The organism is Paracoccus marcusii, from assembly GCF_006151785.1.
GTDB lineage: Bacteria > Pseudomonadota > Alphaproteobacteria > Rhodobacterales > Rhodobacteraceae > Paracoccus > Paracoccus marcusii.
Genome location: NZ_VDDD01000037.1, coordinates 1 through 21039, shown reverse-complemented (window position 1 = coordinate 21039; position 21039 = coordinate 1). Strand labels below are relative to the sequence as shown.

17 protein-coding genes, 7 pseudogenes and 1 riboswitch are annotated in these 21039 nt (G+C 62.2%); of the genes and pseudogenes, 9 read left to right on the top strand and 15 right to left on the bottom strand.

Annotated elements, in window-relative coordinates; all coding sequences use genetic code 11:
• The first annotated feature begins 155 nt into the window (after positions 1 to 155).
• Positions 156 to 329: a YHS domain-containing protein gene (locus tag FHD68_RS08015; RefSeq protein ID WP_280115167.1), complete on the top strand. Its 174-nt coding sequence runs from the start codon at positions 156 to 158 to the stop codon at positions 327 to 329.
• On the opposite strand, the pseudogene FHD68_RS19880 reads toward FHD68_RS08015, so the two are convergent.
• Both FHD68_RS19880 and FHD68_RS19875 read right to left on the bottom strand, forming a co-directional pair.
• A pseudogene (locus tag FHD68_RS19880) lies at positions 320 to 565 on the bottom strand (hypothetical protein); the annotation flags it as partial. The gene FHD68_RS08015 and the pseudogene FHD68_RS19880 overlap by 10 nt on opposite strands.
• A gap of 41 nt (positions 566 to 606) precedes the next feature.
• Positions 607 to 1191 (bottom strand): annotated as a pseudogene (locus FHD68_RS19875) (phage tail tube protein); the annotation flags it as partial.
• 489 nt (positions 1192 to 1680) lie between these two features.
• Here FHD68_RS19875 and FHD68_RS08000 point away from each other — a divergent pair.
• Entirely contained in the window at positions 1681 to 2685 is a 1005-nt protein-coding gene (locus tag FHD68_RS08000; RefSeq protein ID WP_127898210.1) for a zinc-dependent alcohol dehydrogenase family protein, read from the top strand.
• A 39-nt stretch (positions 2686 to 2724) separates the two neighbouring features.
• On the opposite strand, the pseudogene FHD68_RS19515 reads toward FHD68_RS08000, so the two are convergent.
• From FHD68_RS19515 to thiC, 5 genes and pseudogenes are all read right to left on the bottom strand, one after another.
• Positions 2725 to 2868 (bottom strand): annotated as a pseudogene (locus FHD68_RS19515) (DUF6441 family protein); the annotation flags it as partial.
• A pseudogene (locus tag FHD68_RS07995) lies at positions 2857 to 3030 on the bottom strand (transposase); the annotation flags it as partial. The pseudogenes FHD68_RS19515 and FHD68_RS07995, both read right to left, overlap by 12 nt.
• Before the next feature lie 289 nt (positions 3031 to 3319).
• Positions 3320 to 4271 (bottom strand): annotated as a pseudogene (locus FHD68_RS19510) (IS3 family transposase); the annotation flags it as partial.
• Positions 4246 to 4626, bottom strand: coding sequence for a Mu transposase domain-containing protein (locus FHD68_RS07975; RefSeq protein ID WP_127898206.1), 381 nt, complete (start codon positions 4624 to 4626; stop codon positions 4246 to 4248). The pseudogene FHD68_RS19510 and the gene FHD68_RS07975, both read right to left, overlap by 26 nt.
• A 101-nt stretch (positions 4627 to 4727) precedes the next feature.
• Positions 4728 to 6478: pseudogene (gene thiC, locus FHD68_RS07970) on the bottom strand (phosphomethylpyrimidine synthase ThiC).
• 80 nt (positions 6479 to 6558) lie between these two features.
• A riboswitch (TPP riboswitch) is annotated at positions 6559 to 6678 on the bottom strand.
• Positions 6679 to 7024: 346 nt separating this feature from the next.
• Between thiC and FHD68_RS07965 the strand changes: the two are divergent.
• Positions 7025 to 7207, top strand: coding sequence for a hypothetical protein (locus FHD68_RS07965; protein WP_127898205.1), 183 nt, complete (start codon positions 7025 to 7027; stop codon positions 7205 to 7207).
• Between the two features lie 203 nt (positions 7208 to 7410).
• Here the strand turns inward: FHD68_RS07965 and FHD68_RS07960 are convergent, their stop codons facing one another.
• Together FHD68_RS07960 and FHD68_RS07955 are read right to left on the bottom strand one after the other, a co-directional pair.
• The gene (locus FHD68_RS07960; RefSeq protein WP_127898204.1) at positions 7411 to 9807 is read right to left on the bottom strand and encodes a 1-deoxy-D-xylulose-5-phosphate synthase N-terminal domain-containing protein; all 2397 of its coding nucleotides are present in this window, start codon (positions 9805 to 9807) and stop codon (positions 7411 to 7413) included.
• 22 nt (positions 9808 to 9829) lie between these two features.
• The gene (locus FHD68_RS07955; RefSeq protein ID WP_240542375.1) at positions 9830 to 10639 is read right to left on the bottom strand and encodes a DMT family transporter; all 810 of its coding nucleotides are present in this window, start codon (positions 10637 to 10639) and stop codon (positions 9830 to 9832) included.
• Between the two features lie 239 nt (positions 10640 to 10878).
• Here FHD68_RS07955 and FHD68_RS07950 point away from each other — a divergent pair, with 239 nt between their 5' ends.
• Positions 10879 to 11370 carry an Lrp/AsnC family transcriptional regulator gene (locus tag FHD68_RS07950; protein ID WP_127898202.1) on the top strand — a complete coding sequence of 164 codons (492 nt, stop codon included), beginning with the start codon at positions 10879 to 10881 and terminating at the stop codon, positions 11368 to 11370.
• A 3-nt stretch (positions 11371 to 11373) separates the two neighbouring features.
• Here the strand turns inward: FHD68_RS07950 and FHD68_RS07945 are convergent, their stop codons facing one another.
• Complete coding sequence (locus tag FHD68_RS07945; RefSeq protein ID WP_127898201.1) at positions 11374 to 11748, bottom strand: winged helix-turn-helix transcriptional regulator; 375 nt, start codon at positions 11746 to 11748, stop codon at positions 11374 to 11376.
• A gap of 104 nt (positions 11749 to 11852) precedes the next feature.
• On the opposite strand from FHD68_RS07945, the gene FHD68_RS07940 reads away from it, so the two are divergent.
• Entirely contained in the window at positions 11853 to 12866 is a 1014-nt protein-coding gene (locus FHD68_RS07940; RefSeq protein WP_127898200.1) for a zinc-binding alcohol dehydrogenase family protein, read from the top strand.
• A gap of 735 nt (positions 12867 to 13601) precedes the next feature.
• Here FHD68_RS07940 and FHD68_RS07935 read toward each other — a convergent pair.
• Positions 13602 to 14642 (bottom strand): IS110 family RNA-guided transposase, encoded by a 1041-nt coding sequence (locus tag FHD68_RS07935; RefSeq protein ID WP_127898199.1) that lies wholly within the window; start codon positions 14640 to 14642, stop codon positions 13602 to 13604.
• Positions 14643 to 14710: 68 nt separating this feature from the next.
• Here FHD68_RS07935 and FHD68_RS07930 point away from each other — a divergent pair.
• The 3 genes and pseudogenes from FHD68_RS07930 to FHD68_RS07920 form a co-directional block, all read left to right on the top strand.
• Positions 14711 to 15642: pseudogene (locus FHD68_RS07930) on the top strand (IS3 family transposase); the annotation flags it as partial.
• 125 nt (positions 15643 to 15767) lie between these two features.
• On the top strand, positions 15768 to 16850 hold the full coding sequence (locus FHD68_RS07925; protein WP_127898198.1) for an alkene reductase: 1083 nt from the start codon (positions 15768 to 15770) through the stop codon (positions 16848 to 16850).
• A 69-nt stretch (positions 16851 to 16919) separates the two neighbouring features.
• Positions 16920 to 17057, top strand: a complete 138-nt coding sequence (locus FHD68_RS07920) for a hypothetical protein (protein WP_205963138.1) — start codon at positions 16920 to 16922, stop codon at positions 17055 to 17057.
• A 15-nt stretch (positions 17058 to 17072) separates the two neighbouring features.
• Here FHD68_RS07920 and FHD68_RS07915 read toward each other — a convergent pair whose 3' ends face one another.
• From FHD68_RS07915 to FHD68_RS07900, 4 genes are all read right to left on the bottom strand, one after another.
• Entirely contained in the window at positions 17073 to 17366 is a 294-nt protein-coding gene (locus tag FHD68_RS07915; RefSeq protein WP_127899328.1) for a putative quinol monooxygenase, read from the bottom strand.
• 111 nt (positions 17367 to 17477) lie between these two features.
• On the bottom strand, positions 17478 to 18218 hold the full coding sequence (locus tag FHD68_RS07910; protein ID WP_127898197.1) for an SDR family oxidoreductase: 741 nt from the start codon (positions 18216 to 18218) through the stop codon (positions 17478 to 17480).
• Positions 18219 to 18424: 206 nt separating this feature from the next.
• Positions 18425 to 18721 carry a putative quinol monooxygenase gene (locus tag FHD68_RS07905; protein ID WP_127898196.1) on the bottom strand — a complete coding sequence of 99 codons (297 nt, stop codon included), beginning with the start codon at positions 18719 to 18721 and terminating at the stop codon, positions 18425 to 18427.
• 71 nt (positions 18722 to 18792) lie between these two features.
• Positions 18793 to 19587, bottom strand: coding sequence for a type 1 glutamine amidotransferase domain-containing protein (locus FHD68_RS07900; RefSeq protein ID WP_127898195.1), 795 nt, complete (start codon positions 19585 to 19587; stop codon positions 18793 to 18795).
• 113 nt (positions 19588 to 19700) lie between these two features.
• Between FHD68_RS07900 and FHD68_RS07895 the strand changes: the two genes are divergently transcribed.
• On the top strand, positions 19701 to 20636 hold the full coding sequence (locus tag FHD68_RS07895; protein ID WP_139085507.1) for a LysR family transcriptional regulator: 936 nt from the start codon (positions 19701 to 19703) through the stop codon (positions 20634 to 20636).
• Positions 20637 to 21039: the final 403 nt, after the last annotated feature.

Genomic DNA, 21039 nt, shown 5'->3' with positions numbered 1-21039 from the left:
AAGGCGCTCACGATCATCACTAAAAGGGCTTGAGCTTCCAGTCTCTGGAAAGTGCAAGTTAAAACAAGACATCGAAAGGCTGGCAGACCATAGACCACGATCATCATCACGCGGCGCCCGAAATTCCGGCGGGGACCGAAACGGCGAAGGACCCGGTGTGCGGGATGACGGACGCTGTCAAGCCGGACGGACGTCACGCCGAGTTCCAAGGCGAGACCTTCCATTTCTGTTCGGAGAAATGCCGGACGAAGTTCAAGGCGGATCCGTGGTTCTACGCCTCGGGGCGTGCCGCCGGACAGAAGAAGGCTGCCCCGCCCGACGTCCAGTAGGGGAACTCGCCCGAGGCGGGGATCAGGGTGACGGCCTGCGTCAGTCCCTCGGCGGTGTCGGGATCGGCGAGCGGCCGGAAGACCTCGAAGGACAGCTGCGGCAGGCGGTTGCCGTAGGTCGAGAGCGGCAGTTCCTCGAAAACCGCATAGGCCGTGCCGCGATAGGCGGGGGTGCTGGCCGCGCCCATCCTGGCGGCGATGAACGGGTCCGACGTCTGCGTCTCGTTGCCGGGATGCACATCCGACCGAGCGTGGCGTCGCGGGCGGCCTGCCAGTCGAAGCTGGCCTGGATGCCCTGTGGGCCGCCGATCTCGATGCCCGGGCGCGGCAGATAGACGGTATGGACGGTGACGGTCAGGCTTTCGCCCGAGACGAGCGTCCAGGAGAACTCCAGCTCGCAGGGCGTGCCGTTGATCTCCTGCGTCACCAGCGTCGTATCGGCGAAACGCACCTCCGTCCGGCCGGTCAGCGCGGCAATCGAGGGATCGGCGCCGTCGATCATGCCGTCGGCGCGGACGGTCTCGATGCGGTCGAGATTGTTGGCGTAGGTGATCTCGGTCGAGATTACGTTGCCGAGCGCCGTGCCGTTCCTTTTGATCGCGCCGTTGAAATGCCCGAAGCGGATCAGGTCCAGTTCCGACGGTGTTCCCGCGCCGCTGGTCGTTGCCACCGTCTCGCCCTGAGCGACCAGCCGCGCGGTGGCGGTGAGCAAGCCCGAACGCTGCATTTGCCAGCTGAGCTGGTCCAGCACCACGCCGGAATAGATCGCATAGCGCGGCACCTCGGGCATGGCGGTCTCGATCGCCAAGCTGGCCGCGCCGTCCACCGGCAGATTAACCGGCTGCGGGGCTTCCGCTTCCACCCAGTCGCAGAGACCGCCGAGCGGGCGGTCGGCGGCGAGCGCCGTGCCAATGCTGGCGCAGAGCGTGTCAAACGCAGCGTCCCGGATCGCGCCCTGCACCACGGCCTTGATCTCGGCGCGGTGCTGGTAGTGATAGGTGAGCGGCGACAGCGTCACTTCCGGCTCGCCGTCACGCAGGATCAGCAGCCCGGCTGCTAGCACACGTTCCGGCAGTACCTCACCGCGCTGCGCGGTGGCGGGCAGCGCCGACAGCCGCGTGTGCAACGCGGCGAGGATGGTTTAACGAGTGGAGGGCATTGGGTATTCCCAAGCTCAATGTAGGTTCGAGCCCAGAGCCGTCATTCGATCCAGGCTGGTATAGGGAGCGTGAGATGCTTCAGATAAGGAGCGACATTGCCGCCGCTCAACTGCCTGGCACGTGCTTTTCCTCGCTCACATAGCCCACAACAGCAGTTAGACTGCTGGAACAACGGCGGCAGAGGGAGAGCCATGGATATTGGGAAAGACGGTAATCGTGTCGTGCGAGTTCATGAGATCGGCGGGCCAGAGGTGTTGCGCATCGACCAGCTTCCGGCAGAGCCTCCGGCTCCTGACGAGGTCGGCATTCAGGTGCACGCCATCGGGTTGAACCGGGCGGATGTCATGTTTCGCCGGAACACCTATATCGAGAAGCCGGTGCTCCCGTCTCGCCTCGGCTTCGAGGCTGTGGGGCGGGTCACGGCGCTTGGCGCCGGAGTCCAAGGGTTTCAGGTCGGTCAGCGGGTCAGTGTCGTGCCGGGTGCGCCGCTTGGGGCGCATGGCACCTGTGGAGACTGGGTCAATGTCCCCGCCACGCGGGTTCTGCCGGCCCCGGAAGGCCTGAATGATGTTCAGACCGCCGCGCTGTGGATGTCCTATGGAACACCCTATGGCGCATTGATCGAGGTCTGCCGCCTGCGTGAAGGGCAACGGGTGCTGATCACGGCGGCGAACAGCACCGTGGGGCTGGCCGCGATCCAGATTGCCCGCATGGCTGGGGCGATCCCGATCTGCACCGTGCTAACCGAGAACCTGCGCCGGCCCATCCTCGAGGCAGGGGCCGATGCGGTGATCGCCATGGAGAGCGAGGATCTGGCTCAGGGACTAGAGGCGGCGGCCCAGGATGGGATCGACGCGGCATTCGACGCGGTTGGCGGGCCGCAGGTCGCCGATATTGCCGAGGCCATGCGCCCGCGCGGCACCATCGTCATTCACGGCGCGCTCAGCAATGAGCCGACCCCATTCCCGCTGAAGCTGGCGCTGCGCAAGAACCTGTCCCTGCGCGGCTATTATTACACCAAAGTCACGGATGACCCCGCCGCGCTGTCCCGGGCGCAAGGCTTCCTTTCCGACGGTATTGCGGCAGGAATCATCGCCCCCCGGATCGATCGCAGCTTCACGCTCGATGAGATTGCCGATGCCCACGCATATCTGGAAAGCGGGCAGCCGTTCGGCAAGGTCGTGGTATTGACGTAACCCTTCAGTCGACGGCAACTGCGTCCCGCTTCACGGATATCACTCCCTCCGTCCGTCCCCCCAGTTCGCCACGATCAGCCCCGGCACCGCATCGCGCCCCCGCTCAGCATCCCGCGCGAGGTCCAGACGCTTCGGCAGCCTGACCTGTGGCACCAGCAGAAAGATCGGCGCGCGGGCGGGCCCGTATTCCTTCGGCACATCACACCACCGCAACCCATTGCGGTTGATGAAGATTATGCCGCTGAGAACGCGGCGATCATCGACGCGGGGCTTGCCATGACTCTTGGGAAAGAACGGCTTCAGGCATTCCATCTGGGCATCGCTCAGCAAGTAAAGATTGCTCATCGATAAGGTCTCCCTGCGGAGCCTGAATCATGCCAAACGCCTGAAATCAATGGGTCTGGAGCCTAAGTAAGACATGCTGGCGCTGTACTGCACTGGGGCTCGCCTCTGAACGGATTTACATCATAAGATGGACAAGCCTCGATAGGAGAAGCAGATGGGCAGTCAGGTTGTGGATGCAGTACATGACACCGCCGCGTATGGTGCGCCCGACTTCGCAGCCGTGGTCGTGCTGCTAGCCGCAGCAGTCATTGCGGTAACGCTTTTCCGGCGACTAGGCTTGGGGTCGGTCTTGGGATCCCTGGTCAGAATGATGAAGGAGAGCGTCAGCTTTTCTTCGGCGCCAGACCGCATCATCAGAGCATCCATGACCAGTGACGCATCGCGATCTGCCTTCATGGACCAACCGACCGCGCGGCGGGAAAACAGGTCCAGAATCGAGCCGTAGGAACGCCACTGGTCCGAGTGACCATGGCGAGGCGCGACATACAGCCAGCCCTCGGCAGTCCAGATGTATGTGAAATCGGCCAGCCACTTTTGGTTTGGCCGATCTGCCTGGAAATCCCGGTCCAGGCCTCGCCGGTTCACTCGAACCAGTGGCGTTCACCGGCTCGATGTCGGCAATGATTGAGCGTTCACCATCGTCCTTGGACTAGCCTGTGCGCCGAGGCCGAGCCCAGAAGGCGTTGCAGCGCATCAGTCGCAGGGTCCTGTGCAAGCCGCAGGCCAGTCCTTCTTCCAGAACATCGTGCCACACGCGCCGCGCGCCATAGGTTCGATCACTGGCTTTGAAGCTCGTCTCGATCGCCATGACCAACTTGGCATCATGGATCTCGCGGGTGCTGGTCGGGCGGTTGAGCCAGGCGTGGAAGCCGGAGCGCGAAACCTCCAGCGCCTCGTAGAGCCAACTTAGACTGGCCAAATGTGCCGGTGCTTGGCAATGCAGGCGAATCTCATGTCGCCTCGCGCGCGAAAAAAGCCGTCGCCTTCTTGAGGATGTCGCGCTCCGCCCGGAGCCGGACGACCTCTTTCTTCAGGGCTGCGATCTCCGCTAGGTCGGCACGCATTTGTACGTTTCCGGGAAAGGCAGCAGCCGGGGCTGCACTCAGCTCCCTCATCCAGCGGCGCAGCACACTCTCGGATAGGTCGAGGTCGCGTGCGGCCTGCGACACCGCTACGCCCCGATCGGTTACCAGCTTCACGGCCGCTGACTTGAGCTCACGGCTGAACTTTCGTTTCGTCATATCCACTCTCCAGTTCCTTGGTCACGATCTTATCTTCGTGTCCACGAAACCGGCAGCAGCTCACGCCGGTGTCGCCGGGGGAAGTGCGCCTGTGGCAGGCCACACGCTTGCCGGCGCGGAAGATCTCGACGGTGCCCGCCGTCATCCGTGCCCAGAGCTGCTGGCGGATCAGGTCGTGTGGCACCGAGTAATGGTGGCCTTCCAGTCGGACATGATAGACGGCACTAACCGTGGCGCGGCGCCAGTCGGCATGGACGAAACGCTCCGGAGGCAGCGGCTGCATGGCCTGGCGATCGAGCGTGTCGAGAAGGTTCTGACGCGCGGCGCCCAGATGACGGCTGACACGGGCGTTCATCTCCAAGTCGCCGTTAGCGAGTTTGGGCCTATGATGAATGCATTATCAAATGAGCCATGCGGTCCCGCACACATGCGAAACCGCATGAGGGTCATGTCGGCTCAGGTTTCCTCAACCACTCGCATGTATAGGTCGCCGCCCTCGCGGTATTTCTGCGCCATGGCGGCCATGCCCTCTTTCTGCGCCTCGGCACGGATGTCGTGGGAAATTCGCATCGAACAGAATTTCGGCCCACACATCGAACAGAAATGTGCGACCTTATGCGCCTCTTTCGGCAGGGTTTCGTCGTGGAAGGCGCGCGCCGTCTCAGGGTCCAGTGACAGATTGAACTGGTCCTCCCACCGAAACTCGAACCGAGCGCGAGACAGGGCGTCGTCGCGAAGCTTTGCCGCCAATTGCCCCTTGGCCAGGTCGGCGGCATGGGCAGCGATCTTATAGGTGATGACGCCTGTCTTTACGTCATCCCGGTCGGGCAGACCCAGATGCTCTTTGGGCGTGACATAGCAGAGCATCGCTGTGCCGAACCAGCCGATCATCGCCGCGCCGATGCCCGAGGTGATGTGATCATAGCCCGGCGCGATGTCGGTCGTCAGCGGCCCGAGGGTGTAGAACGGCGCCTCGCCGCAGACGGCAAGCTGCTTGTCCATGTTCTCCTTGATCTTGTGCATCGGCACATGGCCGGGGCCTTCGATGATGACCTGGCAGTCCTTGGCCCAAGCGATCCTGGTAAGCTCGCCCAAGGTCTCCAGTTCGGCGAATTGCGCTGTATCGTTTGCGTCCGCAATGGAGCCGGGGCGAAGCCCGTCGCCAAGGCTGAAGCTGACGTCATAGGCGCGCATGATGTCGCAGATCTCCTCGAAGCGCTCGTAGAGGAAGCTCTCGCGGTGGTGATGCAGGCACCATTTTGCCATGATTGAGCCTCCCCGGCTGACAATCCCCGTGACGCGATCCACCGTAAGCGGGATCATGTGCAGACGCACCCCCGCATGGATGGTGAAGTAGTCCACCCCCTGCTCGGCCTGCTCGATCAGCGTGTCGCGGAAGATCTCCCATGTCAGGTCTTCGGCGATGCCGCCGACCTTTTCCAACGCCTGGTAGAGCGGCACGGTGCCGATGGGCACAGGCGAATTGCGGATGATCCATTCGCGGATGTTGTGGATGTTGCGGCCCGTGGACAGGTCCATCACCGTATCCGCGCCCCAGCGGGTCGCCCAGACCATCTTCTCGACCTCTTCGGCCATCGAGGAGGTCACAGCGGAGTTGCCGATATTGGCGTTGATCTTGACCAGAAAATTGCGACCGATGATCATCGGTTCGGCTTCGGGATGGTTGATGTTGGACGGAATGACCGCCCGCCCGCGCGCCACTTCGTCGCGGACGAATTCGGGGGTGACGAAATCAGGGATGGCGGCGCCGAGGCTTTCGCCGTCGCGTACTATCCTTTCGCGGATCGCCGTGCGGCCCAAATTCTCGCGGATCGCGATGAATTCCATCTCGGGCGTGACGATGCCCGCGCGCGCATAGGCAAGCTGGGTGACCGCTTTCCCGTTCCGCGCCCGCAAGGGGCGGTGGCGGATGGGAAACTCGGGTGTTAGCCGGTCGCCTGAGGCAAAACCGTTGTCCTCGGGCTTCACAGGCGCGGAAGGCCGCGTTCGATCGCGATTTCGGCGGCCGGATCGGTATAGGGACCTGAGGAGTCATAGACCGTCACCGGCGGCTCGCCCGCGCTTGGATGCAAGGCGATCTCGCGCATGGGCACACGGATGTCGGGGTGCAGCACGCCCGGCCTGAACACCTTGACAGAGGCGGGCAGTGGTCCGGTGGTAACCGTCGGGGTTTCTTTAGATGTCATGTCGAGGCTCCTCGCGTCGCAGCATTGAAGACCCAGCACCGACGGGAGGGAATAGAATGCCCCACTGGTCGCATGCGACCGGAAAGGCATCCGCACCGTCCCTACGCCAGTATGAACTGGATCAGGTTCGTAGGGTCACAGCGCTGCCTTGCGGCCCAGCCGTATCTCAGCCCCTTGTCGGGACACCCCTGGTGAGGACGTAAGAATGCGAAAGGGTGCCTCTCTTGTCAATTGACCTCAACGACGCTCCAAGGATCGAAATCGTTCAAGATTCAAACCTCATTTACCACTTGGGTTAACCGGCTGCTTGGTCGGCATAGCTGCCGCTTGGCGGCGTCCTGGCGTTCATATTCGGAGAGCCTGATTGTACGCTGACCTATCCCCTATCAGGCGCTCCTACGAAAGATTTCAAAGTGGCGAGCCGCAGAACTGGCGCCGCGCGTTGCAATGCGGAACAGATCCGCACGACGACACTCAGCACCTCGACGGATCGACACGACGGGGAAACCTTGCCTGCCGGTCACACAGCGTTTGTGCCACTTCTTCATGCTGACAGCCGCCGAGGCGGAGGTGTCCCTTACCTTTGCTGGCGGCAGAACCAAGGAATGTATTGCAGCCGACCAGGCCTCGACGTTCTGGACAAAGGTCGAAATCGCTCTTGATAAAACCGGAGCAACCAATCTGTATAAACTCAATCGTTCGTTGGCGATCCCGGTCGGTTCTTATTAGCCGACGCGATTCAGAAAATGGCCAGCCGTACCTGTTCGTTCTTTTCAGGATAGAACCCGCTGCGACAAGACGGAAGGTCATGTCGTTTTGCGTAGGGAGGGCCATACCGATGTCTGTCAAAGTCACGTTTGCCGACTTGAAGTGGTTCAAGGGAATGCACGATTTCCAGACCGACGCGACCCCCGTCGCTAAGCTCTTGATCCTCAGCGTCCGCACCCATCATGAGTACGGGCGCCGTGGATGCGCGGCCCAGACGTCAGTCCGTTGGCCGAGGCGACGAGAGCGTCGCGGTCTATCTCAAAATGCCGATAAAGATCGCCGATGGTGCCGGTCTGTCCGAAATGCTCGACACCGTGTGGAATGGTAGCATGGCCTGCGACCGAACCCAGCCAGGCCAGCGTAGCGGGATGCCCGTCAATGACTGTGATTAAGCGGCATTGGCGCGGCAGATCGCCCAACAATCTCTCGACATGGCTGATGGCTTGGCTGTTCCCGCGTGCGCGTTCGCGCTGTGCCGCGATCCACCCGGCGTTCAAGCGGTCGGCCGAAGTAACCGCCAGCACGCCGATGTCGCGGCGCGTGGTGCCGATCAGCCCTGCCGCCGCGATCGCTTGGTCGGCCACGGCGCCTTGATAGGCGATCACGATCTCGCAGTTGGGGCCTGGTTTGCGCAGCCAGTAGGCGCCGTCGATTGCACCCTGGCGGAAGGCCTGATCGACGCGGGTTCCGGGCTGTTCCAAAGGCTTGGTGGTCAGGCGCAGATAAACCGATCCACCTGTTTCGTCGCGAAGCCAGGTGCGTTCATCGAAAGCGCCGTCACCGTCGCGCTGTAGATAGTCGAAGGCCCATTCCATGATGACGGCAAGCTCGTCGGCGAAGGCCGGCTCGAAGCTGGCGAGCCCATCCTGCGCCATTCCGGTCAACGGCGTGCCGATGGACTGGTGCGCGCCCCCTTCCGGCGCCAGGGTCACGCCCGAGGGCGTCCCGACGACGATGAAGCGCGCATCCTGGTAGCAGGCATAGTTCAGCGCATCCAGCCCCCGATGAACGAAGGGGTCGTATAGCGTTCCGATGGGGATCAGCCGCTTGCCGAACAGGCTGTGCGACAGGCCGGCGGCGCCCAGCAGCAGGAACAGGTTCATCTCGGCAATGCCCAGTTCAAGATGCTGGCCCTCGGGCGCAAACTCCCATCTTGCGGTCGAGGGGATACGGTGTTCGATGAACGCATCGGCTCGCGCCTGCCGTGAGAACAGCTTGCGGCGGTTGACCCAAGGACCCAGCGATGTGGTTCCGGTCACATCGGGCGAGGTGGTGATGATCCGTTCGGCCAAGGCGCTATCCCCCTTGGCCAACTGGTCGAGGATCTTGCCAAAGGCTGCCTGTGTGGAGATCTCCCGATCCGCCACGGGCGAAAGGTCTGGTATCGCCAGCCGCGCATCGCCGTGTCGCCGCGTCCCGCCGGCAAAGAAGGGCACGCGCGACAGGAAGTCCTGAAACGCTTCCCTGTCCACCACGCCCGCAAAGGGGTCCCATTCGTGCCCTTCCGCCACGCCCATGTGCCGCCGCCATTCCTCCATCTGCGCCTTGGTCATCAGGCCGCCATGGTTGTCCTTGTGCCCGGCAATGGGCGTGCACCAACCCTTAATCGTATAGGCGATAAAACAGGTTGGGCGGTCATGTGTCACTCCCGCAAAGGTCTGCGCCATGGTTTCCACGCAGTTGCCGCCCAAGTTCTCCATCAACGCTGCAAGCTCTGGGTCCGAGCGGCGTTCGATCAGCGCGGACACCTCGCCCTGATCGCCCAGATCATCCATCAGCCGTTTGCGCCAAACCGCGCCGCCTTGATAGGTCAGCGCCGAATACTGGGCATTCGGACAGGCATCAATCCATTCGCGCAAGCAATGGCCGCCCGGTTCATCAAAGGCCACGCGCTGCAACACGCCGTACTTGATGCGGATCACATTCCAGCCAAAGGCCTCGAAGATCTTCTCGACGCGGCCGAACAGACCCTCGCGCACGATCCCGTCCAGCGACTGACGGTTATAGTCGATGATCCACCAGCAATTGCGCAGATCGTTCTTCCAACCCTCCTGCAGGGCCTCGTAGATGTTGCCCTCGTCCAGTTCGGCATCGCCGGCAAGCGCCACCATCCGACCCATTGGCAGGCCCGCAGCCCACGGCTTGGCCGCCACGAAATCCTGCACCAGCGACGCAAAGCTGGTGATCGCCACGCCCAGACCGACCGAGCCGGTCGAGAAATCCACATCGTCGGTGTCCTTGGTCCTGCTAGGATAGCTTTGCACGCCGCCCAAGCCGCGGAACGCTTCCATCCGCGCGCGGGTCTGCCGGCCCATCAGATACTGCATGGCATGGAAGACCGGCGAAGCATGCGGTTTCACGGCCACCCGATCCTCGGGGCGCAAGGCCGAGAAGTAGAGCGCCGTCATGATCGACACCATCGACGCGGACGACGCCTGGTGCCCGCCGGTCTTTATGCCATCCACCTTGGGCCGGATATGGTTGGCATGATGGACCATCCAGTGTGACAGCCACAGCAGCTGTTGCTCGACGGTCTTCAGATGTCCGGCTTCGATAATCATCGTTCCCCCCAATGCTTTTGTGTCAGTTTTTCCGTTGCGCGCTTGTGGCCGCCACCATCCCTGCAAGGACCAGGGCAAGCCCTGCCAGAAAGACGGGCGACAGCCGGTTGGACAGGATTACAACCGATGCCGCGATGCCAATCAGCGGCACGCCAAGTGTGAAGTTCGACATGGCAAAGGTCGAGATCCGGCGCCCGTGCTCTGCCGAGATCACAAAGCAGGCTGAAGTAGCGACAGGTCCGATGAAGACCAGAAGCTCGACAAGATGCACGCTCCAGCGGATGCCGTGGGGCAGGCCCTCGAACGCCAGCGCAAGGCCGGCAAGCGGCACAGTTGCCAGCAGCATCTGCCACGGCGCTAGCGTCAAGGGCGTCGAAATCCAGCGATGGAGCCGGACGTGCAGGATCACTGCTGACCAAGCCAGTGCCGCGATCATCAGAAAGCCCGCCCCCATGAAGGCGCCCGGCGCGCTCCAGTCGGTTTCGAGGGGAGAGCAGATCAAGGCGACCCCGGCCAGGCCTGTCAGCAGCGCCGCGACCTGCGCCCGGGCTGGCCGCGCGCGAAAGACAAGCCAGGCAAGCGCGACGGTCCACAGCGGTGTGGTATAGGCCAGCAGCACCGAATGGCTGGTATCGGTTCGGGTCATAGCAATCATACCCAAGCCCGTGAAGGTCATCATCTGCAGCAGGCCGGTGCTGAGAACGATGGGCATGTCGCCGCGTTTCGGCATGGTGACTCCGCCGCGCAGCGCCAAAAACGCGAACAGGCAGACGGCGGCCGACCCGAAGCGGAAGGTCGCAAGCCATAAGGGCGGCACCGCGGTCAGCGCCATCTGCGTCGCAGGCCAGCTGAAACCCCACAGCAGCACCATCAGCGACAACCACAACCGGCTGTTTCCGGTCCGGCAAGGGTGCGAGGTGGCGGCGGGGGCAGCGCAGGACATGGACAGCCTTGACAGATGGGATATGAGGCCATTGTGACACCGATGCGACGGGCAATCCGACCTATTCGGACCCAAGCTGAAGATGTAATAGGAAAACTCTACCTAGGTCTTGGCTGTTGGAGGAAAACATGACCCCAGAAGAGCCCGAACTGGACACGGCCAGTTTGCGAATCCTTGATTCGCTGCAGCAGGATGCCGAACTCAGCAACGCTGAACTGGCCGAACGCGTGAACCTATCGGCTTCGCCCTGCTGGCGGCGCGTGGCCGACATGCGTGAGCGCGGGGTGATCCGCGGCTCGGTCGCCTTGGTCGATCCAGTCAAGCTGGGCCTGCTGGTCAACGTGTTTGTCCATGTCACGCTGGCACGTCAGGACAAAGCCTCGCTCGGGACGTTCACCGACGCCATCAAGGACCGGCCCGAGGTGATGGAATGCTACCTGATGACCGGTTCCGAAGATTTCATGCTGCGCGTGGTAGTCGAGGATCTGCTGCGCTATCAGGATCTGGTGATGAACGTCCTGACCCAGATCCCGGGCGTGGCCAACATCCGGTCAAGCTTCGCCCTGGATCAGGTGAAATACACCACGGCCCTGCCGACCGGACATCTGCGCAAGGGCTGAGGGTCAGGTCGTGTCGCGTGGATCGTGTCCAACCGGCTTGCCGTAAAGGCCGATGTTTTCGTCGCCCCAAGTCTTCAGGGCACGCAGGATCGGCTCCATCGTGCGCCCCAGATCGGACAATGAATACTCTACCTTGGGCGGTACCTGGGCGTAAACCTTGCGGGTGATCAGCCCATCCTCCTCCATCTCGCGCAACTGGTTGGTCAGCATGCGCGGCGTGCAGTTCTGCATGTGGCGGCGGATCTCGTTAAAGCGCAGTGTGCCGGACAGCAGGTGCCACAGGATGATCGACTTCCACTTGCCGTCGATCAGCCCGATTGCCGCCTCGACCGAACAGCCGGGCGTGCAATCGAAGCGGGAATGGCGGGCCTTGACCATGACAGTATCCTTTTCGACACTATATGCATTGTTTGTGCGTATTGTCGAAACCCAAAAGTAAGACCAGTTTCGCCTTGACGCAAACGAAACAGTGGAGCGATCTCATGAAGGCCATCGGCTACAAGATACCCGGACCCATCGACCACCCGAATGCGCTGCAGGACATCGAGCTGCCGCGTCCGATCGCGACCGGCCATGACCTGCTGGTCGAGGTGGCGGCGGTGTCGGTCAACCCGGTGGACACAAAGGTGCGCAAAAGCGCCACCCCGACCGAGGGCGACTGGAAGGTGCTTGGCTGGGATGCGGTCGGCCGGGTGGCCGAGGTCGGGCCCGAGACCCAAGGCTTCGCCGTCGGCGACGAGGTTTTCTATGCCGGATCCATTACACGCCCCGGCGCGAACAGTCAGTTCCATCTCGTCGATGCCAGGATCACCGGACACAAGCCCAAGTCGCTGACCAATGCCGAGGCCGCCGCCCTGCCGCTGACGGCCATCACCGCGTGGGAGATGCTGTTCGACCGGCTGGACATCCGCCGCCCCGTTCCGGGCGCGGCCAATGCCATCCTGATCATCGGCGGCGCAGGCGGCGTCGGATCCATCGCCATCCAGCTTGTCCGCGCGCTGACCGACCTGACGGTGATTGCCACCGCCTCGCGTCCGAAAACACAAGGCTGGGTGCGTGACCTCGGGGCGCACCACGTTATTGATCACCACGGTGATCTGGCGGCGCAGGTCGAGGCCCTGGGCATCGGGTCGCCGGGCTTCGTGTTTTCCACCAACCAGAGCGACCGGCATTTGAAGGGCATTCAGACCCTGATCGCGCCGCAAGGTCGCTTTGGCCTGATCGACGACCCCGAAACGTTGGACGTGCTGGGCTTCAAGCGCAAGGCTGCCTCGGTGCATTGGGAACTGATGTTCACCCGCTCGATCTTCGGCACGCCGGACATCGGCGAGCAGGGCAAGCTGCTGAACGAGGTGGCGAGACTGGTCGATGCCGGGCGCATCCGCACCACGCTGACCGAAACGCTGTCGCCGATCAATGCCGAGACCCTGAAGAAGGCCCATGCCCTGATCGAAACGAACACTGCACGCGGCAAGATCGTGCTGGAAGGGTTCTGATGTCCGGAATTATTCACCTGGTCGCGACGCTGGTGGCTATACCCGGGGGCGGTCCCGCAGGCCGCCCTCACTGGGATGCTCGCGGACGTCCGCGCTGAGCAGGGCTGCGTGCACTACGACCTGAATCGCGATCGTGACCGCCTGCGGTCGGCCGAGTAAGGGAGCTGCCCCGGCCCGCCCAACTCTATGTTCCAGCCGATCGACTGGCGGATTTCGACCATCCATCAAAATTCGAGGGGCATTGAGGCGGAGCGGCCGGCGCGAAAGCGACCATTATCTTTGCCATAACCCCGACATAGCCAAGGCTTTCGGGTTACGAGATGCGGGGATCGGCCCATTGGCCCGTAGACTCGTGCGATTTGGTCCATGGAGGCGCCCTCCTGCAGACGTGCGCAGCGCGCGGCATGGGCCGCACGGCTGCCCTGCGCGCCAATATAAAAGGGGGGCTATATACTTAACTAGCCGGAAAGCGGCTAGTTAGGTATATAGCCCCCTAAAAAATGTATGGTCTGCCCCACTATTGCAAGGTTTTCGCTCTGACCGTCCGGCTTGCGTAAATGTATCCGGCCTCTGATCAGTCAGCCGCTTTTGGCGACAAGGCCTTGACGAGATCCGCCCCTCGGGTTCCAGATTAGTGGCGCGGGATAAAGTCCCGTTTTTTTGCGCGTGGCTTACCTGTGGTCGATCAACCGTTTGGACATCACATCCCCTGCAATCGGTTCTGCGGCGAAGAGGTCAGCGCGCGGCTGCGCCGCTCGACTGCAGATAGACGGTGCCGGGTCTGGTCGGGATGGCCCAGACGATCCGGGTCAGCTTGTTTGCCAGGGCGACGACGGCCTTGTTGCGGTGCGTTCGCGCTTCCAGAGCCGAGAGCCAGCCGCCCAGAGCGTGGCTTGCACGGTTGCGATGCAAAAAGCACGATCTCGCGCCGTGAATGATCAGCCGCCGCACGTAACGATTGCCCCGCTTGCTAATACCCAGAGGAGTCTGTTTGCCCCCGGTCGAATGCTCTGCTGGCACCAACCCCAGCCAGGCGGCCAGATCACGCGCCTTGCGGAATCGCCTGTCGTCTCCGGCGGCTGCGATAATTGCGGTTGCACCCAATGGCTCGATGCCCGGAATGGCGACAAGACGGCAGACCGCCTCATGTTCGCGGGCATAGGCGTCGACCTTGGCATTCACGGCTTTGATGCGCCCTTCGGTATAGGCAAGATCATCGAGCAGCGCCCGCATGGCAGGTGTCAGATCGTTCCCCGCATTGGCCAGATGCCTGCGGATGTCGGCATGGAAACCGCCGGCGCCGACACGCATCGCCAGCCCGTATTCAAGGCATAAAGCGCGCGCTTGGTTCATCAGCGCCGTTCTATGTCCCACCAGCCGGTGGCGAATGCGGTGGAGCGCCTGAAGATCGACCTGCTCGGGCGTCCGCACTTCGACAAATCGCATGGTCGACCGCGTCACAGCTTCGGCGATCGCCGCCGCATCTACGGTGTCGGTCTTGTTGGACTTGACATAGGGCTTCACGAAGCGCGCCGGAATAATCCGGGCATCATGACCCATCGCGACAAGCCGCCGCGCCAGCCATTGCGATCCGGGGCAGGCCTCCATGCTGATCAGCACCTTCGGCGCCGCTTCGAAGAACGCCATCAGCGTATCACGCGAGAACTTTGCGCGTTGGATCGTTGCGCCGGAGGCATCCAGCGCAACGACATGGAACACCGTCTTACCGATATCAATGCCAAAGGCGGCAGTCTCAGGGACAGGTTTGGTTCGCATCCTTTCTCTCCTCATGGTCAGGTGACACCCCGATGCTACGCCGGGGCGCGGGGCGGGCCATCCCATTAGTGGTATGGCCCGCAGTGAAGCGTGAAGTCGTCGCATATCTTCGGGCTGAGCATGGCCTGTCGGAGCGGCGGGCCTGCCATATCGTCGACGCGGATCGAACGATGATCCGCTATCGATCTCAGCATGCCCCGGACACGGTTCTGCGCGGTCGGTTACGAGATCTGGCCAACAAGCGCCGGCGGTTCGGCTATCGGCGCCTCTTCGTGTTGTTGCGCCGCGAGGGCGAGCCGTCCGGTATCAACCGGATCTACCGGCTCTACCGCGAAGAGGGGCTGACGGTGCGCAAACGGAAGGCCCGGCGCAAGGCTGTCGGGACGCGGGCGCCGCTCCTTGTCGAGACGGGACCCAATGCGCGCTGGTCGCTGAATTTCGTCCATGACCAGTTCGCCAACGGCCAGCGGTTCCGGGTGCTCAACGTGGTAGACGATGTCACCCGGGAATGCCTCGCGGCGATCCCGGACACTTCGATATCCGAACGGCGCGTCGCACGAGAGCTATCGGCCCTGATCGAGCGTCGAGGGAAGCCTGGAATGATTGTCTCAGACAACGGCACCGAATTGACCTCGAACGCCACCCTGCGGTGGTGTTCCGAGTACAAGATCGAATGGCACTACATCGCACCGGGAAAGCCTATGCAGATTGGGTTTATCGAGAGCTTCAACAGGCGGATGCGCGATGAACTGCTCAATGACACCATGTTCCGCAACCTGGCACACACGCGCGCGTAGTGATCGCGGCTTGGGCCGCAGACTACAACACCGAACGCCCCCATTCGGTCTTGGATTACAAAACACCGGCCGACTACGCACGGACCCTGACCACCGCAATCGCCCGACCCGCTGCCCGAGATGAAAGCTCCGCGCGTCGGGCGATTGCTCAACCTGCGCCCATAGGCGTAAACACCAAGCGAGCTCCGGTCGCGGCTGGATGAAGGATCAGTGGCAGGTCAACAATCAACAACTGCGACAGCCCTTTGACATTTCGGAATGCCGTCATCAAATTTAATGATGATCATCATCATTAAATACTCAATCTCTAGGGCAGGCAGTTGCACCAATGACCGATAAGACAGTTTTTGACACCTACACGCTAGGCGGGATCACTCTCTCCAACCGCGTGGTGCTCGCGCCGCTCACACGCAACCGCGCCGGCGAGGGCCTAGTTCCGAGTGAGTTCGCAGCGGAATACTACTCGCAGCGTGCCAGCGCAGGCCTCGTGATCACCGAGGCGACACAGATTTCCAAACAGGCGCAGGGTTATCAGAACACGCCAGGCCTTTATACGCCCGAACAGATCGCTGCATGGCGCAAGGTGACCGATGCGGTCCATGCGAAGGGCGGGCGCATTTTCGTGCAGCTTTGGCACGTCGGCCGCGTCAGCCATGTCGATCTGCATGGAGGTGAAGCACCGGTTGCACCATCGGCGATCCGGGCCGAAACCAAGACCTTCGTGAACGACGGCTTTGCCGATGTGTCCGAGCCGCGGGCTCTGGAGACAGCCGAAATTGCCGACATCGTCGAGGATTTCCGCAAGACGGCAGCCAATGCCATTGAGGCCGGGTTCGACGGTGTCGAAGTTCATGGCGCCAATGGCTATCTGCTCGACCAGTTCCTGCGCAGTTCCTCCAACGTCCGCACCGATGCCTATGGCGGATCGGTCGAAAACCGCGCCCGTCTGCTGCTTGAGGTCGTGGCGGCCGTAGCGAAGGAGATCGGCGCGGATCGCACCGGCGTTCGGCTGTCGCCTGTATCGCCCGCCAGCGGGGCCGTGGTTACTGGCGAAGAACAAGAGCAGTTCAACTATGTCGCCGAGAAGCTGAATGGCCTCGGGATCGTCTACATCCACGTGGTGGAAGGCGAGACCGGCGGCCCGCGCGATGCCGCACCGTTCGACTACGCGGCGCTGCGGAGCCGCTTCAAGAACACCTACATCGCCAACAATGGTTACGACCTTAACCTCGCGAACCAGCATCTGGCGGCTGGCAAGGCCGATCTCATTGCCTTTGGCAGGCCGTTCATTGCGAATCCCGATCTGGTCGAGCGGTTAAAGACCGGGGCGGAACTGAACCAGATCGATGAGACAACGCTCTATGGCGGCGGCGCAAAAGGCTACATCGACTATCCGACGCTCGACGGCTGAGATCGCACCGCCAAGGGACGGCCTTGCTGCCGTCCCTGATCAGACATCCATAGATAATGTGAGGACGAGATGACCAATACCCATATCACTACACCGACGCAGTATGTCGAAGCCGATGGTGTGCGTTATGGGTACCGGCGCTTTGGTGCGGAGACTGGAACGCCGCCGCTGTTCTTACAACACTTCCGTGGTGGTCTGAACAACTAGGGTGCGGGCCGCCCGCTATTTCGCGGCCAGCAGGGTGAACTTGTGAATCTGCGGCGGCTCAGAAAACAGTTCTTCTGCCTTGTCCATCAGTGCGGCGGCTACCTTGCCGTCAAGATGGGCCTGCCGATCCTCCTCTGTATCGAACGTATCGAAGATCGCGTACGCACCGGGACCTTCCTCGATCGCATACCAGGTCAGAGTGCCCTCCTCAGCTTGAACGAGCGGCAATGCCGAGGTCAGGAAATCTGCGACATCGCTCTCTTTTCCGGGCTTGGCCTTCAGTGGCACATACAGCGCAAGTTTGGGCATCATCGACTCCTCAAGTTAAACGGAAAGATATAATTTGGCAGGGCAACGCGCGAGCGGGCCGGTACGTTCCCCAGGAGGCGGAGCACACGCGGCCCCGCCTCCTCGTTGGGATCAGAACTCCTGCGCGGTCGGTCGGATGACGATCGCATTGACGTCGACGTCATCAGGTTGTTCGACAGCGAACGCGATAGCACGCGCCACCGATGCCGCCGGGATGGCCTGCTTGTAGAAGTCGAGCACAGTCTCGGCAGCCGTGCCGGACGTCGTGAACTTCAAATTGCTTTCGACGGCTCCAGGCTCGATTGACGTGACGCGGACCTTTTCACCCACTTCGTGGCGCAAGCCCTCGCTGATCGCGCTGACGGCGAACTTGGTGCCGGAGTAGACCGTGCCGCCCGGTGCGAAGACCTTGATGCCCGCAACCGAGCTCAAGTTGATGATGTGACCGCTGCCCTGCTCGAGAAAGCCGGGAAGGGCCGCCGCGATGCCGTAGAGCGTACCCTTCAGATTGACGTCGATCATCTGGTCCCACTCGTCGGTGTTGACCTCGGACATCGGACGGATCGGCATCAGCCCGGCGTTGTTGATCAGCACGTCGAGGCGGCCGAAGTCGGCAATGATTGCGGCAACGACGGACTGGACCGCCGACTTGTCGGTCACGTCGAGCGCGTAGCTACGTGCCGTGCCGCCCTTTGCGGCGATGTCCGCGACGACCTCGTCGAGCCTGTCTTTGCGCCGCGCGGCGATGGCCACCTTCGCGCCGCGTTCCGCCAGAAGACGCGCGGTTTCTGCGCCGATGCCGGTGCTGCCGCCGGTGATGAGAACGACCTTGCCTTCGATACCCTTGGTCATGACTGTATTCCTTCAAGTCAGTTGTTGATTTTTCGCCGGATCGCGGCTCCGCCTCAGCGTTAGCCGCGTGGATGAAATAGGTCCAAAAGGCACCACGCGATGCGCAGGTGCCAACAGGCCGATCATCCGCAACTCGTCTGTGTTGAACGCTTGTACAAGCCGTGCCTAACCCACCCATTTTACAGGCTTGCCCATTGGCACCATCCTCAGGTCGCCGAGACGGGGTTGAGGACAAACGCGGCGCGCTCGGCCAGATCGCCGATCTGAGAAAGGTAGTTCTGGAAGTGGGGCGTCGCACGGTGGGCGGCGACCGCATCTGCGTCCGCGTACAGCTCGTCGAGCACGAAACGGTTCGGATCGCTCTGGTCCTGCCAGAGATCGTAGCGCAAATTGCCCTGTTCAGCACGGCTCGGCTCTAGCATGGCGTCGAGCAGAGCGCGCAGGCGGTCAACGGTATCCGCACGGGCGGTTAGGACGGCGACGATCTTCACGTTGGCGGTCATGGCAACATACCCTGTCCTGGTTATATCCGAAGCGGGGCGCACCCTTAGCGCCCCGCCGGTCATCCTGGTACTCACGCAGCGGCGCGATCGAGGGCTTCGATCAAGGCGTCGGCCATGGCCCGGTCCGATGCCGGATTCTGACCCGTAATCAGCTCTCGGTCGACGACGACATTCGAAGCGAAGTTCTCGTCGGTGACCGATACGTCGCCACCGGCCGACCGCAGCGCCTTTTCCATGTCAAAGTAGAGCTCGCCCTTCAGCACTTGCTCCTCAGCGATCTTCTCCTCGTTGGCCGAAAAGACGGTCATGCGATAGCCCGCGTAGATCCAGTCTTGGGCCAGGTCGGCCGCCCCGGCGTCATCGCCTTCCTCCAGCGCCTTGCGGAAGGCCGGAGCATCGTCGAGCGCGGCGACAACGACCACCGGTCCGTGGCAGAGGAGCGCGGTCGGCTTGGCCGCCGCGTGGAAGTGACGGAGGATCGTGCCCACATCGCGGTCCTCCATCAGGTCGACGATGGGCGCGTGACCTCCCGGCACGAACACGCCAACGAAGCCGTCCAGACCCTCGTCGACGACCGATTTCAGCGTGCGGACGTCGTTCATGGCCGGGTGGCTCGCGAAGAAGTCCTTGGCGCGCTGGAATGCCGTCTCATCGCCGCCAAAATGATCAACCGAAACGGAGCCGGCGTCGATATGCGGCTTGGTCCCATCGGGCGTAGCGAGAACAATATTATAGCCGGCGTCGAGCAGAGCCAGCGCGGGGACTGCCGTCTCGTTGAGATACTGACCGACCGTCGCGGTACCGCCGCCACGTAGACCGATATGCGTCGCGTTCGATCCAAGAACGAGAACCTGACCCTTGCTCATCTGAACCTCCATGTTCGCGGCGTCCGTCGCCGATGGATGGGAAATGGGCCTTGTTGACTTATTTTAGAAGTTTATCTTTCTAATTCCAGATATACGTCTGACAGGATGACTGCATGCGCTACGATCTGAACCTTCTACCGATCTTCGTCGCGTTGATGGAGGAGCGTAGCGTCACCCGGGCCGCCGAGCGCATGGGTATGACGCAGCCCGCCCTGTCCAACGCCCTGTCGCGTCTACGACAGATGCTTCAGGATCAACTGTTCGTCCGCGAGCGCTATGGCATCCAGCCGACCCCGATCGCGCTTGAACTCTCACCGCTGATCGCTGAGGCACTCGCCCAGCTCGACGACGCGGTTCTCGGTCAGCAGGCCTTCGACCCCGCACACGCCGAACGGCTCTTCACGATCGCGCCGAACGGCTATGTCGAGTTCGTCATCGTCCCCGCTGTCCTGGCGCGCCTGGAGAAGGTCGCGCCGGGCATCAAGCTCCGTCTGACGCCCTACGGCAACGATCTCGTTGAGACAGGCGTTGTGTCGGGCACGACGGCGCTCGTGCTGGGCCGCATCGTCGACCCGCCCGACAACCTCGTCGTCCAGCACCTCATGGACGAAGGGCTCGCCTGCGCCGTCCGCGCCGACCATCCGGACATCGGCGATGCCATGACGCGCGAGCAGTTCGAGACGATGAAGCACGTCAACATCGTGCCACCTGGCCGGATGCGCGCCGGGCTCTTCCAGGCGCTGTCGCAGCACCAGCTAAAGCGCGACGTGGCGATCTCCGTGACCAATTTCTTCGCGGTAGCCGAGATGGTGGCGGTGACCGACTATTGCGCCACCTTGCCCTCGCTCATCTGCAGGCGGCTGATGCACGATCCCCGGCTGAAGATCCTGCCCGCCCCGGTCGACCTCGGCAGCTTTCCCGTGGAAATGGCTTGGCATGTCCGCTACAGGCACGATCCCGCACACCGCTGGCTACGTGGGCTGATCGGCGAGGTCATCACTGACATCAAGGGCAAGACAGCAGCGACAGCCATGCCGTCGCCAGCGTGATGGACGTCTGTAGGCCGCGCGACGACGGTTTACTTCCGTACTTTTCGTTGATGACCGGAATTGATCTTTTCAGTAGACGGCAGTCAGCGCCTCGACGTCACGGCCCAGGTTCAATCCTCCCTTATCATCGAGCGTCATTCCGATCAGGCCAGTGGAAGCGAACAGGATCGTGGCCTCCGACCGTTACCGGGTGGTCCCAGCCGACCGACCGCCACCATACTTGCTCTGCTGTTCATGCGATCGCTGGATGCCGACTAGGTTTACGACCTACAGCGCCGCCTTGAGATAGCGGGCGGTGAGACTTCCTTCCGCTTCCGCAACGACGCCAGGGACGTAAGCGTCCGGTCTGACTGCCCTGCCGCGTGGTGAGCGTGGGAGATAGTGTCCGCTATAGATGGTGGAC

Excerpts from the sequence above, each read along its gene's own strand:
- FHD68_RS07975 (WP_127898206.1), bottom strand. The coding sequence starts at position 4,626 with ATGAACGCCCGTGTCAGCCGTCATCTGGGCGCCGCGCGTCAGAACCTT.
- FHD68_RS07960 (WP_127898204.1), bottom strand. The coding sequence starts at position 9,807 with ATGATTATCGAAGCCGGACATCTGAAGACCGTCGAGCAACAGCTGCTG.
- FHD68_RS07955 (WP_240542375.1), bottom strand. The coding sequence starts at position 10,639 with ATGGCGCTGACCGCGGTGCCGCCCTTATGGCTTGCGACCTTCCGCTTC.
- FHD68_RS07935 (WP_127898199.1), bottom strand. The coding sequence starts at position 14,642 with ATGCGAACCAAACCTGTCCCTGAGACTGCCGCCTTTGGCATTGATATC.
- FHD68_RS07910 (WP_127898197.1), bottom strand. The coding sequence starts at position 18,218 with ATGACCAAGGGTATCGAAGGCAAGGTCGTTCTCATCACCGGCGGCAGC.
- FHD68_RS07900 (WP_127898195.1), bottom strand. The coding sequence starts at position 19,587 with ATGAGCAAGGGTCAGGTTCTCGTTCTTGGATCGAACGCGACGCATATC.
- FHD68_RS07940 (WP_127898200.1), top strand. The coding sequence starts at position 11,853 with ATGAAGGCCATCGGCTACAAGATACCCGGACCCATCGACCACCCGAAT.
- FHD68_RS08000 (WP_127898210.1), top strand. The coding sequence starts at position 1,681 with ATGGATATTGGGAAAGACGGTAATCGTGTCGTGCGAGTTCATGAGATC.
- FHD68_RS07905 (WP_127898196.1), bottom strand. The coding sequence starts at position 18,721 with ATGACCGCCAACGTGAAGATCGTCGCCGTCCTAACCGCCCGTGCGGAT.
- FHD68_RS07895 (WP_139085507.1), top strand. The coding sequence starts at position 19,701 with ATGCGCTACGATCTGAACCTTCTACCGATCTTCGTCGCGTTGATGGAG.
- FHD68_RS07950 (WP_127898202.1), top strand. The coding sequence starts at position 10,879 with ATGACCCCAGAAGAGCCCGAACTGGACACGGCCAGTTTGCGAATCCTT.
- FHD68_RS07965 (WP_127898205.1), top strand. The coding sequence starts at position 7,025 with ATGCTGACAGCCGCCGAGGCGGAGGTGTCCCTTACCTTTGCTGGCGGC.
- FHD68_RS07920 (WP_205963138.1), top strand. The coding sequence starts at position 16,920 with ATGACCAATACCCATATCACTACACCGACGCAGTATGTCGAAGCCGAT.
- FHD68_RS07925 (WP_127898198.1), top strand. The coding sequence starts at position 15,768 with ATGACCGATAAGACAGTTTTTGACACCTACACGCTAGGCGGGATCACT.
- FHD68_RS07915 (WP_127899328.1), bottom strand. The coding sequence starts at position 17,366 with ATGCCCAAACTTGCGCTGTATGTGCCACTGAAGGCCAAGCCCGGAAAA.
- FHD68_RS07945 (WP_127898201.1), bottom strand. The coding sequence starts at position 11,748 with ATGGTCAAGGCCCGCCATTCCCGCTTCGATTGCACGCCCGGCTGTTCG.